The 13938-nt window shown below is 60.2% G+C and carries 15 protein-coding genes; 1 reads left to right on the top strand and 14 read right to left on the bottom strand.

All coding sequences use genetic code 11. The annotated features are described in order from the left end of the window. Positions 1-97: 97 nt before the first annotated feature. The 11 genes from PMW70_RS06725 to purF form a co-directional block, all read right to left on the bottom strand. Positions 98-721: a cytidylate kinase-like family protein gene (locus tag PMW70_RS06725; RefSeq protein WP_118335718.1), complete on the bottom strand. Its 624-nt coding sequence runs from the start codon at positions 719-721 to the stop codon at positions 98-100. Between the two features lie 167 nt (positions 722-888). Then, complete coding sequence (locus PMW70_RS06730) at positions 889-1527, bottom strand: amino acid ABC transporter permease (protein WP_055285379.1); 639 nt, start codon at positions 1525-1527, stop codon at positions 889-891. 3 nt (positions 1528-1530) lie between these two features. Then, entirely contained in the window at positions 1531-2277 is a 747-nt protein-coding gene (locus tag PMW70_RS06735; RefSeq protein WP_271744323.1) for an amino acid ABC transporter permease, read from the bottom strand. Positions 2278-2302: 25 nt separating this feature from the next. Further along, on the bottom strand, positions 2303-3175 hold the full coding sequence (locus PMW70_RS06740) for a transporter substrate-binding domain-containing protein (RefSeq protein ID WP_271744324.1): 873 nt from the start codon (positions 3173-3175) through the stop codon (positions 2303-2305). An 8-nt stretch (positions 3176-3183) separates the two neighbouring features. Next, a complete protein-coding gene (locus PMW70_RS06745) occupies positions 3184-3915 on the bottom strand; it encodes an amino acid ABC transporter ATP-binding protein (RefSeq protein ID WP_117803476.1) in 732 nt (243 codons plus the stop codon). A gap of 253 nt (positions 3916-4168) precedes the next feature. Further along, positions 4169-4612: a GatB/YqeY domain-containing protein gene (locus PMW70_RS06750; protein ID WP_006235801.1), complete on the bottom strand. Its 444-nt coding sequence runs from the start codon at positions 4610-4612 to the stop codon at positions 4169-4171. A gap of 54 nt (positions 4613-4666) precedes the next feature. Beyond that, positions 4667-5887, bottom strand: coding sequence for a peptidylprolyl isomerase (locus PMW70_RS06755; RefSeq protein ID WP_271744327.1), 1221 nt, complete (start codon positions 5885-5887; stop codon positions 4667-4669). 224 nt (positions 5888-6111) lie between these two features. After that, positions 6112-6576 (bottom strand): PTS sugar transporter subunit IIA, encoded by a 465-nt coding sequence (locus PMW70_RS06760; RefSeq protein ID WP_271744328.1) that lies wholly within the window; start codon positions 6574-6576, stop codon positions 6112-6114. 125 nt (positions 6577-6701) lie between these two features. Next, positions 6702-7403 (bottom strand): phosphoribosylglycinamide formyltransferase, encoded by a 702-nt coding sequence (gene purN, locus PMW70_RS06765; RefSeq protein ID WP_055285383.1) that lies wholly within the window; start codon positions 7401-7403, stop codon positions 6702-6704. Then, positions 7393-8496 carry a phosphoribosylformylglycinamidine cyclo-ligase gene (gene purM, locus PMW70_RS06770; protein ID WP_271744330.1) on the bottom strand — a complete coding sequence of 368 codons (1104 nt, stop codon included), beginning with the start codon at positions 8494-8496 and terminating at the stop codon, positions 7393-7395. Before purM ends, purN begins: the two co-directional genes overlap by 11 nt. Positions 8497-8653: 157 nt before the next feature. Then, a complete protein-coding gene (purF, locus tag PMW70_RS06775) occupies positions 8654-10324 on the bottom strand; it encodes an amidophosphoribosyltransferase (protein WP_117564038.1) in 1671 nt (556 codons plus the stop codon). 286 nt (positions 10325-10610) lie between these two features. On the opposite strand from purF, the gene PMW70_RS06780 reads away from it, so the two are divergent. Further along, positions 10611-11840 (top strand): putative ABC transporter permease, encoded by a 1230-nt coding sequence (locus PMW70_RS06780; protein ID WP_117855488.1) that lies wholly within the window; start codon positions 10611-10613, stop codon positions 11838-11840. A 90-nt stretch (positions 11841-11930) separates the two neighbouring features. Here the strand turns inward: PMW70_RS06780 and PMW70_RS06785 are convergent, their stop codons facing one another. The 3 genes from PMW70_RS06785 to purE all read right to left on the bottom strand — a co-directional run bounded on the left by PMW70_RS06785 (position 11931) and on the right by purE (position 13913). Next, positions 11931-12350, bottom strand: coding sequence for a molybdenum cofactor biosynthesis protein MoaE (locus PMW70_RS06785; protein ID WP_271744332.1), 420 nt, complete (start codon positions 12348-12350; stop codon positions 11931-11933). A 64-nt stretch (positions 12351-12414) separates the two neighbouring features. After that, positions 12415-13413: a class B sortase gene (locus PMW70_RS06790; RefSeq protein WP_117646156.1), complete on the bottom strand. Its 999-nt coding sequence runs from the start codon at positions 13411-13413 to the stop codon at positions 12415-12417. Positions 13414-13448: 35 nt separating this feature from the next. Beyond that, positions 13449-13913, bottom strand: coding sequence for a 5-(carboxyamino)imidazole ribonucleotide mutase (purE, locus tag PMW70_RS06795; protein WP_117776632.1), 465 nt, complete (start codon positions 13911-13913; stop codon positions 13449-13451). Positions 13914-13938 lie beyond the last annotated feature (25 nt).

Below are 13938 nucleotides of genomic sequence, written 5' to 3' on the forward strand. Positions count from 1 at the left end.
GGACCGGGCCCTTGCGGCGTAGTCGCTATTTATTCAGTCCAAGTTTCGGGGCGCAGTTCACTGTCCCCTTTGTGGTGATTTTCTCGGTCGTTTACGGCTAGCCCTCGAGCTGCGCCAGCTTGTAGCGGTAGGCCGCTGCGATGACGTCTTTGCAGCCCTCGCGACCCAGCTTGGCGCGATTGACGACGATGTCCTTGCCGCTCGTCATCTTCCACTTGCCGGCGCTATAGCGCTTGTAAAAAGCCTCGCGCGCCTTCTGCTGCTGTTTAACCAGCTTGGCGCCCTTCTTTTTGTTGAGGCCACGCTTCTTGCGAACGATCTCGACGCGGTCCTCAAAGGGAGCGGTCACCAGCACGGCGATGTGGTTGGGGTTGTTGCGCAGCAGATAATCGGACAGACGGCCCTCGATAATGCAGCTCTCGGTCTCGCCCAAGTCCAAAATCACCTGGCTCATCTTTTGGAACAACTTGTCCGAGTACGAGCGCGCATCGTAGCGGTCGGGCAGGAATGCCATGTTCTCCACGGCCAGACGCTCGTCGTAGGCGGCCATCTTGTCGAGCGACTCGCCTGCGCGCAGCGACGCACGTACCAGCAGCTCGTTATCGTACAGCGGAATCCCCAACTCGTCGGCAAGCATGCGGCCAATCTCGTGGCCCTCGGCGCCAAAGTCGCGCGCGATGGTAATGACCACAGGATTCTTCTTGTTCTCCAGATCGCTCATCGCGATTCCTTTCTAACAAATGAGAAAAGGGCTGTTTATCTCTTATTCCCACGATACCGTACCTGGGTTTTCCTGGTGCCCAAGATTGGCCTGAAAGAGGAGCGACGCGTACTTTGGTACGCGAGCGACGGTTTGAAGGCCAAGGTTGGGTGCCAGGGAAAGCCAGGCTATGCGGCTACGATGCGGCGTTGGTAAGCTCGGACCAGCAGCGAGATACCAAAGTTGAGCACAAAGTACATCGCAAACACCAGGCCGTAGAGCATAAGCACCTGCGACAGATCGATCGCGTGGGCCATCACGACGTTTGCCGTGTACATGAGTTCGGCCACGTTAATGCCCGAAAGATACGAGCTGTCCTTGATGACGGTCGTGCACTGGCTAAACAGCGCCGGAATGATCGTCTTAAACGTCTGCGGCAGAATGATGTAGCGCATGGTGGCAAAGAAGCCAAAACCCTGGCTCTGCGCTGCCTCAAACTGGCCGCGCGGAATCGAGTTGAGACCGCCGCGCACAATCTCGGCCATAACGGCGCTGGTAAACAGCGTAAAGGCGATGGTCGAAATCACAATGTCCAAACCCTGCACCGTAAAGTAGATAAACAGAATCCACAGCAGGTTCGGCGTGCAACGGAACAGCTCGATATAGGCGCTCACCAAAATACGGAACGGGCGGGGCGCATAGCTTTTAACAAGCGCCAGCACCGTGCCAAAGATGAGCGAGAAAAAGATCGACAGCGCCGAGATCTCGATTGTCTTAACAAAGCCGCCCCAAATGTAGAGCAGGTTGGTCGCGTTGAAGATTTCCATGCGCTAGGCCTCCTCTACGTTGTCGAGCCCCAGCTCGGCCAGGCTCACGCCGCGCGGACGCTCCTTGGAGCGGCGCTCGAGCCACTGCACCAGCATGGCGAGCGGAAAGCAGATGATGAAGTACATAAGGCAGCAGACGATGTATCCCTGCAGGTAGCCGTACAGACTCACAAAGTTGTCGGAACGATACATAAGATCGCCGCCGGCCACGAGCGCCAGTACCGACGTGTTCTTGACCAGATTGAGCGCCTGGTTACACAGCGGCGGCAGGATGATCTTGAACGTCTGAGGCAGCACGATGTACCAGTAGGCCTGCGCGCGGGTGAAACCCTGGCTCTGAGCCGCCTCCATCTGACCGCGCGGGACAGCCTCGATACCGGTACGGATGACCTCCGAGATATAGGCCGCGTGATACAGGCCCACGCCCAAGAAGCCCAGCACGAACGGCGCGATGCGCACCGGCTGGTCGGCACCGGTCATGGCCTGCAAAAACTGCGGGCCGGCCATGTACATAAAGAGCACCTGCACGGGCAACGGGGTGTTCTGATAAAACTCCACGTACACGCGGCTCATGCCACGCAGCACACGCGAACGGGTGGTCGAGAACACGCCCAGCAGCGTGCCCAGCACCAGCGACAGCAGCAATCCGGCAACAACCACCTGCAGCGTCACGCCAAAGCCCTCCCAGAAGGGCCCCATGTTTTGAAATGTCGTCGACCAACGGTCGGCGTCAAATAATCCTTCGAGCATTTGATTCCTTCCTTGGACGATGCGCCTATACAAGACCCCAGGTCTTGACCTCTTGGTCGAGCCAGCCATCGGCCAGGCGATCGCAAATCACCTGATCGACCACGGCCGAAAGGTCGCAGCCCTTCTTGGTCGCCACGCCGTAGCCCTGCTCGCCAAACTTGACCTCGGGCTGCAGCAGCTCAACGGTCTCGTTCATGTAGCCGGCCAGCGTGGAGCGGTCCATGGCAAAGACGTCGATATTGCCGGCGTCGAGGGAACTCTTGATGATGGGGTAGCCGCTAAAGGCCCTAAACTCGGGCTCGCAGCTAAAGCCGTTGTCCTTGATCATCTGCTCGATCAGGCCCTGCGTGTTGGCACCCTGGCTCACGCCGATGACCTTGCCGTCCAGGTCCTCAATCGAGGTAAAGCCCGAACGCTTCTTGACCATGAGGCCCACGCAGTCGGTGCGGTACGGCGTCGAGAAATCCCAGCTCTTCTTGCGTTCGTCGGTGATGGTGTAGGTCGCCGCGACCACGTCGAGCTGGCCGTTATCGATCAGCGGGCCGCGCGTCTTGGGCGTTACGTCAGTAAACTCGACCAGTTCCTGGGCACGGGCCTCCTTGTAGCTCACGCCAAAGACAGCGGCGGCGATCTGGTAGCACAGATCGACTTCCATGCCTTCAAAGCGACCCTTGGCGGTGTCGTAATAACCGTAGCCGGGAACGTCCTTCTTAACGCCGGCATTCAGGTGGCCACGCGACTTGATGGCCGCAAGCTTGGAGCCCTTGTCGGAGCCGCCGCCGGCGGAGTTGCCGCAACCGGTAAGCGCGGTCCCCGTCAGCGCAAGCATGCCGGCGCCCGCCAGCTGCAAAAAGTGACGGCGCGACACGGCCGCCCTCGTCATATCCGTCATGTCCATCACCGCGCCTAGTGCAGAATCTTGGACAGGAACTCGCGGCAGCGCGGGTTCTCGGGGTTATCGAAGAAGTGCTCGGGCGTGCCCTCCTCCAGGATGCGGCCGTCCTCCATAAAGATGACGCGGTCCGCCACCTGGCGCGCAAAGCCCATCTCGTGCGTCACGCAGATCATGGTGATGTCTTCCTGCGCGAGCTCAATCATTACGTCCAAGACCTCCTGGACCATCTCGGGATCGAGCGCCGAGGTCGGCTCGTCAAACAGGATGATGGGCTGCTTGGTGCACAGGGCACGGGCGATGGCGATGCGCTGCTGCTGACCGCCCGAGAGGTTCTGCGGATACTCGCCGGCCTTATGCGCCATGCCGACGCGCTTGAGCGCGGCGACGGCGATCTCGGTCGCCTCCTCCTTGCTCTTCTTTTGCAGCTTGATGGGCGCGAGCGTCAGATTGCCCAGCACCGTCATGTTGGGATACAGGTTGAACTGCTGAAACACCATGGAACTATACTTGCGAGCCATCTCCAGGTGATTCTTTTTGGTAAGCGGCGTACCGTCGATGATGACCTCGCCCGACGTGGGCTCCTCCAGATAATCAACACAGCGGATGAGCGTCGACTTACCCGAGCCGGAAGGCCCGATCATTACGAGCTTCTCGCCGCGCTTGACGGTGAGGTTGATATCTTTGAGCACATGCAGGTCGCCAAAGTACTTGTTGAGATGCTTGATCTCGATCATGTCTGCCATGAATGTCCCTTCCCTGCGTTTACACGAGTTGAACTATTGTACGGAAAGAACCACGTTTCCGCAGCCCACACTACATTCCCGTAAAGAACCCGCAATCTTCCACCCACTCATTGGGGACAGACTTAAATGAGTACCCGGGAAGTGGGCACTCATTTAAGTCTGTCCCCAATGAGTGCCCTTCAGCTGCCATCAAAAAAGGGGCGCGACCGCAATGGTCACGCCCCCTCAAAATCAACTATATGCCGCTCGGTCCCTACGCGAGTTTGGCTCCAACGATCTTTGCTGCTGCCGGCTTATCGAAGTTGCCGCCAGTGGCCTTACCCAGAGCGCCCATGACCTGGCCCATCTGCTTCTTGGACGTGGCGCCCAGCTCAGCGATGACCTGCTCAATCAGAGCCTCGAGCTCCTCGCCCGAAACCTGCGCGGGCAGAAGGCTCTCCAGAATCTTGACCTGCTCAGTCAGGTTGTCGGTACGCTCTTGGTCGGTGCCGGCCTTGATGGACATCTCCAGCGTCTCGCTCGTCTGCTTAATCAGACGCTTGATCATGCTGTTGACGTCTTCCTCGGTCACATCGCGGCGCTCGTTAACCTCGATATTCTTCACCTCGGCCTTGACCTGGCGAATGATGGACAGGCGAACCTTGTCCTTAGCCTTCATGGCCGCGATCATTTCCTTCTGCAGCTCTTCGTTGGTCATCTGCAAATCCTCTCTAATAGCGTGGGCGGCACTCGCGCGAGCACCGCCCCATGATTACTCAGTCGTCGACGAATCGTCGGTCGAGCTCTTGGTGACGCCCTTCAGGCTCACGTTGTAGGGCACATCCTTGGGCATGGGGTTGACGGTAATGTCGGCGTCTTTCTTGTACTGCTCCAGCCACTCGCTGTATGCAGTACTGGCCGCCTGCGTCTTCACCACGTTGGAAACGTACTTCTTGATGTCCTTGGGCACCTGCTTGATGTCATCGACCTGGCTATCGACATGGAAGTAGTCGGTGCACTTGATGATGTGGTAGCCATAGGTCGACTCGACGACTTCGCTCACGTCGCCCTTGTTGAGCCCCTCGAGCGCCGTCTGGTAGCTGTCGACAAAGGTGGTGAGCTTATCCCAGCCCACATCGCCCTTCTTCTCCTTGGAACCGGTGTCCTCGGAGTACTGTTCAACGGCATCCTCAAAGCTCAGCTCACCGGAGTTGATCTTGTCCAGGCACTCCTGCGCCTTGGCCTTGGCGGCAGCCTTGTCCTCGTCGGAAGCGTCGGAATCAACCTTGATCAGGATGTTCGACGAGCGACGGGCATCGTTGTAGTTGGACAGGTTCTCGTTGATGTAATCGACGATCTCGCTGTCCTTGGGCTTGCTGGTGGGCGCCACAGCATCCTTAAGCTTTTGCTGCGCCAGGCTCTCCTTGAGCGAGTCCTTGTAGGTGTCCTCGGTGTAGCCGTAGGTCTTAAGGGTCTTCTTAAAGGCCTTGGCACCGCCCGCGCTCTTGCACGCGTCCTTCCAAGCCTTCTCGACCTCCTCGTCCGACACCGTCACGCCGTTCTCCTTCTGTGCCTGTTGAAGCAGAATCTGCTGCGTGTAGGAGTCGATGAGTTGCTTGCGGTACTTCTTGGGCGTGAGGTCGTTGTCGACCAGATACTGTGCCCAGTCCTTGTCCTTGGTGTAGCCGTAGGACGTGCGCATGCTCATGATCTGCTTGGTCACGGTGTCCTCGGTGAGGTTGGTGCCGTTGATAGTGGCAGCTACACCGCCGGTAAGCTTGTAGCCCGAGGTATCCTCTGCCTGCGACATCAGGCCGGAGCACGCCATGGCCGAGACGGAAAGCAGCATTGCCAGCACGCCGATGACCACCAGAACGATCTTGACGGTCTTGGACACGCGGGTCTTGCGCTGCTTCTTGCGAGAGCTGGAGGCGGCGCGAGCCTGCTGCTCGGGCGTCGGCTCGGGTGCGGGGTTCTTTTTCTTATTTGCCATAGTTGGCCTTTCGCATAACGAATCGAACAAACGCCATTGTGTCACAACGCAGCCCCCGCGGCACGCTTGGTGCATTGGGGACAGGTTAATCTGCACCATTTTGGTGCAAAGGGGACAGCTCTGGCAGCCAGCAGTTAGGGACGTTCCTTTTCTGCCGGCAGTTAGGGACAGTCCCCAAGTGCCGGCACATAAGGAACGTCCCTAGGTGCCGGCTTAGCCCCGCCTTAGAAGTGACGGCGGATGGCGTCGACCATGCCCTGGGACGTGGTCTGGCCGAGCACGTCGGCTGCGGCATCGGCGTCCATAAAGATGTTCATGAGCGCCTGCAGGGCCTCGACCTGGCCGCCCGGCTCGGCAATACCCAAATTGATGACGATCTGCGCCGGCACCGGAGCGCCCATGCCAGCCATAGCGTTAAATGTCACGGGCGCGGCGGGCTTCACCACCGCGATATAGGGCTTGGCCACAAACCCCGGATCGGTATGCGGAATGGCAATGTTTGCCGCCGGCATGGCAAGACCCGTGGGATAGGCATCCTCGCGCGTGCGAACGGCATCGAGCCAACCGTCGGCAATGTAGCCGCGCGGGGCAAGCTCGCTCTCAAGCCGCGCGAACACCTCATCCGGCGTCGCACACTCCCAATCAAAAAACACCAACTCAGGCGTAAACAGCGCTTCGTTATCCGCCATGCGCTCACCTCTCTCACCTAGTCATTCAAGAACGTCCCCGATGACTACCCAAAACAAAAGGTGGCCACGCGCGCCTTGGCACCAATGACCACCTTGACCACTCAACTAAATTGTACTGTGCGCCGCTAGCCGCGGGGCGCATCAATTGCGACCTTGCCGCTCTCCAGCACGTGGACGCGGCCGTCGGCGAGCATTTGCACGACCTCGGGATACAGCACGTGCTCAATCGCGTGGATATGCTCCTCGAGCGTGTCGACGTCCCAACCTTCCTCGACAGCCAGCGCACGCTGGGCGATGATGGGGCCGTTGTCGTAAATCTCGTTGGCAAAGTGCACGGTCACGCCGGTCACCTTGACGCCACGCGCAAACGCATCGTCAATCGCATGGGCACCGGTAAAGCTCGGCAGCAGCGCCGGATGCAGGTTGACCACGCGATTGGGGAACGCCGCCAGCAGCGGCGTGTGCACCATGCGCATATAGCCGGCCATCACCACGTACTCGCAGCCACGTTCGAGCAGCTCATGCGCGATGATCTCGTCAGCCGCGATGGGGTCGGCATAGACATCCTTGGACAGCGTGAGCGTCTGGATGCCCGCACGCTCGGCGCGCTGTAGGCCCTTGGCCGAAGGACGGCTCGACACCACGAGCTCAATCGAGGCGTTGAGCTTGCCGGCGGCGATTAGGTCGATCAGCGCCTGCAGGTTGGTACCCGAGCCGCTGATAAGCACGCCAATCTTAAGCGGCTCGGCCGTATCGGTGCCGGTCGGACGGGTGTAGGGCACAAAGCCCAGGCCCTCGGCAGCAGCCATCTGCTCGTTAGCGCTCATCGGAGTACACGACCTTACCGGAACCCTCGACGCACTCGCCCACGCGGAACGGTTTCTCGCCCAGCGCGACCAGGGCCTCGGTCACGGCAGCCTCGTCCTCGGGGGCGACGATCAGGCACAGGCCAACGCCCATGTTGAAGGTCTTGCATGCCTCGTTAGGCGCAAGCTCGGCCTGGCGCGACACGTAGGTGATGACGGGCGGAACGTCCCAACCCATCTCGGCGCCGTTGCGGGTGACCACGGCGTCGACGTCGTCGGCGAGTGCGCGGTTGAGGTTCTCGGTAATACCGCCGCCAGTGATGTGGGCGATGGCGTGCACCGGAGCGCCGCCGCGGAGCAGCTCAAGAACCGGCTTGACGTAGATGCGCGTGGGGGCCAACAGAGCGTCTGCCAGCGATGCACCGCCGAGCTCCTCGAGCGGACGGCTCAGCTCCTCGGCCTTAGCGGCGGCCTCGGGCGTGCCCGGCTTGATGCCGTCGACGCCAATGACCTTGCGCACGAGCGAGTAGCCGTTGGAGTGCACGCCGGTGGAAGGCAGGCCCAGGATCACATCGCCCGGGCGGACGTTTGCGGGATCGAGCATCTTGGGACGGTCGACGACGCCCACGGTAAAGCCGGCGAGGTCGTAATCAGCGGGGGCCATGACGCCCGGGTGCTCGGCCATCTCACCGCCCACGAGCGCGCAGCCCGCGAGCTTGCAGCCGTCGGCCACACCCTTGATGATCTTTGCCATGTGCTCGGCCTCGATGTGACCGATGGCAACGTAGTCCAGGAAGAACAGCGGCTCGGCGCCCGAAGCCAGAATATCGTTGACGCACATAGCGACCAGGTCCTGGCCAACCGTCTCGTGACGGTCCATGATCTGGGCGAGCACGAGCTTGGTGCCCACGCCGTCGGTACCGCTAATCAGGATCGGGTCTTCCATATCCTTGAGCGCGGCGGCCGAGAACAGGCCGCCAAAGCCGCCGATGCCACCGATAACCTCGGAACGGTTAGTGTCCTTGACCATCTGCTTAATCGCGTCGACGGCGCGACCGCCCTCGGCGGTGTCGACGCCGGCGTCCTCGTACGTCACATGCTTGCTGTCGCTCATCTGAGCCTTCCTCTCCCACTACCGTGGCGCCGCACGGGCGCCAAACGGTGCTCATAGTTGCGTTCATTTCGGCGCGCGCCATAACAGCACGCGCCGTCATATCAACAAAACAGCAGGTAAAACCTACCAAAATAAACCTGTCCCCATATGGCAGGTTTTATGCCTCGCCGTGCTCCTCTTCCCAGCTGCGGTCGTCGTATTTCTCGATCACGGCGTCGTCGTCAAAGTGCAGCGGCTTGTCCAGGTTGCGGGGCTTAAAGCCCTCCATAAACTTGTCGCGGCCAAAGCTCTCGGGAATCGCCACGGGGTAGCGGCCGGTAAAGCACGCATCGCAGTAACCGCCCTTGGGCATGACCTTAAGCAGGCCCTCGACCGAAAGGAAGGCCAGCGAATCGGCGCCGATATACTCGCAAATCTCGTCGACCGTCTTGTTGGCGCTGATAAGCTGCGACTGCACGTCGGTATCGATACCGTAGAAGCACGGCCAGATGACCTCGGGCGAGTTGATGCGGATATGAATCTCCTTGGCGCCGGCGTTGCGCAGCATCTTGACGAGCTGCACCATGGTGGTGCCGCGCACGATGGAGTCGTCGATGACGACCAGGCGCTTGCCCTCGATGTTGTCGCGCAGCGGGTTGAGCTTCATGCGCACGCCCATGGCGCGCAACTCCTGCGTAGGCTCGATAAACGTACGGCCCACGTAGCGGTTCTTGATAAGGCCCTCGCCAAAGGGAATACCGCTCTCGTGCGAATACCCCTCCGCAGGCGGCAGGCCGGAGTCGGGCACGCCGATGACCAGGTCGGCCTCGACAGGCTCCTCATGTGCCAGCTGACGACCCATGTCGTAACGGCAGGCATAGACGCTCTTGCCGTTCATGATGGAGTCGGGGCGGGCAAAGTAGACCTGCTCAAAGATGCAGTTGGCGGGCTCTTCGGCTGCAGGCACGCCCTGCTCGGATACCAGGCCCTCGGCGCTGATGCGCAAGATCTCGCCGGGACGGACGTCACGGACGTACTCGGCACCCACGATGTCGAGTGCGCAGGTCTCGGAAGCAACGACCCAGCCGCCGGCGCGCGTGACACGGACGGCGGAGTCGACCGTCGCGGCGCCGTCCTGCGACGGCAGCTGCGAAACGGCTGCGGCATCGGCCTGGTCCAGACCCTCGTCCACCAGCTTGCCCAGCACGAGCGGGCGAATGCCGTGTGGATCGCGGAATGCGTAGAGCGCCTGCTCGTTGATGAGCGTCATGGCGTAGCCGCCGCGCACGAGCTCCATGGTCTTGCGAATACCCTCGCGCAGGTGGCCCGTACGCTGGGTAAAGTAGCCGATAAGCTTGGTCGCGACCTCGGAATCCGAATTGGAGAGGAACGGCACGCCCAGCTCGATCAGCTGACGGCGCAGCTCGTCGGTGTTGACGAGGGTGCCGTTGTGCGCGAGCGCGATAATGACGCTATTGATGGTAGAGAGGTGCGGCTGAGAGGCTTCCCAGCTCTTGGCGCCGGCAGTGCCGTAGCGCACATGACCCACGGCCAGCTGGCCGGAGAGCGTCGACAGGTCGGCGTTGGAGAACACGCGGTCGAGCAGGCCCAGATCTTTGCGGACCATAACCGTGCCGCCGTCACCCACGGCGATTCCAGCCGATTCCTGGCCACGGTGCTGCAGCGCACGCAGGCCAAAGTACGTCAGTCGAGCCACGTCGCGATCGGGCGCCCATACGCCGAAAATGCCACATTCCTCATGCAGCTGGTCGGAGTCCGGATCATACGTCGACATGGTGTTCACCTGTCCCGCGGCACGCTCGGCCGCGCGGATGGTTTCTTGAGACATGGTATCCCCTCAGAGCCTCGTATTTTTGGCGTTACCCGCCTTATTATACGCACGGCGCGACGTGCTCCCCAGCGCATGAGCAGCGCTTTTTAAAAGCCCACCGAGCTAATAATCAGTTTTGTTGCCAAACATTTTATCGGTCTGTCCAGTGTAAGTGCCCGCGCCCCCAGATGGCCGCCGCGTCCGCCGTTGGGGATTACAAAGTTGCAATTGGGACGTTCGCCCTGTCTTTTGGCAGGTCGGCGGCGTATCCTTATAACCTACAACAAAGCGAGAAAGGTTCTGTATGGATCGAAACGAACTCGACCCCAGCGTCCCCAGCGCCACAGAGGTCAAGAAGATTCCCCTCATCATTAAGGTGTACGCCGTCCTGTGCATCCTTTCCGGCGTGGGCACGCTCCCGTCGGTCGCTGCCTTTATGTGGCAGGTCATCACGGCACTTGTTAACGGCAACGCCACCGAAAAGCTCGGCGACAACACGCTCGTCGCAGTCGGCCTTATCGTCGCCGGCATCATGCTCTCTGCGGCAAGTGCCGTCATCTTAATCATCTTTGGCCTGGACCTTATCAAAAACCAGCGCCGCAACGCCGCCCGCCTGTCCTACATCCTTATTGCATTCACCGTCGTCGAGCTTTTGGTCGACGTGATGCTCCAGGGCATCGGGCCCTTCCTGCTGCGTCCCGCGATCCAGCTCGGCATCCTTGTTGCACTTTCGGCAACCGTCGACCCCACGCTGCGTCAGGAGCGCGAACTGCAGCGCCGCCTGCAGGAGATGCTCGACCGCGACGCCGCCGCCGAGGGCATGCTCGGCCGCGATGAAACCGGCGAGGGCTACATCAAGCTCAACTACTTCAACCTGTTCTGGGTGTTCTTTGTCTGCTGCATACTCGGCCTGATCGCCGAGGACATCTGGCACATGACGGTCGACGACCCGGGCGTCTATCAGAACCGCGCCGGCATGCTGTTTGGCCCCTTCAGCCCCATCTACGGATTTGGCGCCGTGCTCATGACCATGGTGCTTAACCGCTTCTACAAAAAGAACCCCATCATCATTTTCCTGGTGAGCGCCCTGCTCGGCGCCAGCTTTGAGGTGTTCGTGGGCTGGTTTATGCAGACCGCGTTTGGCGTGGTCTCGTGGAGCTACTCGCACATAACGCTGTTCGGTTTGCCCGATCCGCTCGTGGTCCTCACGGGCGGACGCACCTGCACGGGCTTCGCCTGCCTGTGGGGCCTGGGCGGCCTCATCTGGATCAAGCTGCTGCTGCCGAGGCTGCTTAAGCTTATCAACAAGATCCCCTGGAAGAGCCGCTACTCGGCCACCGTCATCTTTACCGTTATCATGCTGGTCGACGGCGTCATGACGCTGCAGTCGCTCGACTACTGGTACCAGCGCGTTAACGACACGGAGCCGGACATTCCCGTCGCACAGTTCTACGGAGAGCACTTCGATAACGAGTACATGGAAAACCGCTTCCAGAGCATGACCATGAGCCCCAAGGATGCGACGCGCGTGTAGCGCCCACCGCGCCCAAAACGCAAAATGCCCGCCGGTATCACACGTACCGGTGGGCATTTTTATAAACGATCCTTCTATCGACGCAAGCCTCTACGCCTCGCGCTCGACCTCACTCACGCATTCGTTCTTAATGGTGCCAACGAGCGCCTGCAGCGCATCGACCACGTGCGGGCGAATGTCCCCGCCGATGAGCACGAGCATGATGTCGTCACCTACGGCAAGCTCGCCGCTTGCCAGCCACACACGCACATAGCCGATACCCGGCATCGCACGCGTCGCCTCGATAGCAGCCTGCACCTTCTGAGCATCGAAGCCAAACACCATGCCGCCCACCTTATGCCCAGGCGCCACGCCATCGGCCTCGACTCCGCGCACCTCAGCCTTGGGCGTCGCGCGCACCACACCGTTATGCGTCAGATACATCCCACAGCCTGCCGCCGAAGCATCGGCCTTGGCCTCGCGCAGCCAAGCATCAATCGAAGGCATCAATTTGCCACTCTCGAGCATCATTTCTCCCTTACCGTCGTCGAGTAGCCAATTTGGGACGGGGCCTTTTTAGCTACTCTCGAACAACTTATTCCTCGACCGGCGTGAGCACCATGACGGCGCGTGTGTTGCTCAGCGACAGCGAACGACAGGTCACAAGCGTTACAACCTTAGTTGCCGAAGCGGCACGATCGGTGGCATCACTCGCCACGGCAGAAGCGCCGTCGAGCATCTCGGACAGGTAGTTCTTGAGTCCGTCGTCGCCCTCAAAATTGGTCGTGCGCGCCTTGGCATACGTGTCCTCGACCACCTTGGTCGCCAGCGGACGCAACTTATACGTCGCATCGCGCGTGATGTAGTACACATATTCAATGCTATCGAACGTTGCCTGGTCAGTCGTATCCGAAATCACGTTGAACATCGACCCATCGTTCATATGGTGGCCGTAGATCGTGGTCTGCTGGTCGACCATTCCCGGCGCGGTGTCATCGCTATCCAAGAAGATGGCACCCGAGGCGTTAGACGTGCCATCGAACAGCGTGTTGAGGTATTTGGAGTTGTTGTTGGTCTGCACCACGGGATAGTTGATGTTGGTTCCCGGCACGTAAATCCAACCCACAATCTCGGGGTTCGTCTGAGCAAGCGCATCAAAGTCGATAATCGGCACGCCGCTGGCGTCCTTATCGCTTACATATTGCTTCTCGATTTTCTGATACGAATCGCTCGCCTGCTTATAGCCAATCTGGGCATTAATAAAAATAGCGGCGGCGGCGACAATCAGACCGATACCGATGATGATGAGCAGAATGGGAATAATGGAGTGGCGCTTTTTGCGCGGCGGCTCGGTGCGATCCGACGGCGCGGCATGCGATGAAGACCGGGGCGGCTTCTTAGCGGAGCTATAAGACGAAGGACGATATGCGGCCGGCGCGTCCTGTCGACGATGCGTCGCCGGTGTCACGGGGCGCGGCGCGCGCGGCTGCTGAGGAGAGGATGTCCGACCCTGCTGTGCCGCACGGGCAGCACCCGGCTTCGACGGATCGGGAATCTGAGAAGCCTTGAATCGTTTTCCCTGATAATCGGACATGGCTCTCCTTATACTGCGGTGAAACGGCGGAACGCTTAGGCGTCAGCCATCTCCTGCTTCATCTTCTCGATAACCTTGCGGTACTCGGGGTCGCAAGCACCCAGAATCTGTGTGGCATAGATGGCGGCGTTCTTGGCACCGTTGATGGCAACGCAGGCCACGGGCACGCCCGAAGGCATCTGCACCATCGACAGCAGCGAATCCATACCGCCCAGGTCACTCGTCTTCATAGGCACGCCGATAACCGGCAGCGGCGTAAAGGCAGCCACGACACCACCCAAGTGAGCGGCCTTGCCGGCGGCGGCGATAATCACTTTGATACCGCGATCGGCGGCAGTCGAAGCCCAGTCGTGGACCTTCGCCGGCGTGCGGTGCGCGCTCGCAATGACGAGCTCATAGGGCACACCCAGTGCCTCGAGCTCGGCGGTGCAGCCTTCCATAACGCCCAGATCGGACTTGGAACCCATGATGATCCCGACAACCGGCTTCTGATCTGCCATAAACATAGACCTCCTGTTGAGAGCG

Origin of the sequence: Collinsella aerofaciens (assembly GCF_028209625.1) — a bacterium.
In the GTDB taxonomy this organism is placed as follows: Bacteria; Actinomycetota; Coriobacteriia; order Coriobacteriales; family Coriobacteriaceae; genus Collinsella; species Collinsella aerofaciens_AM.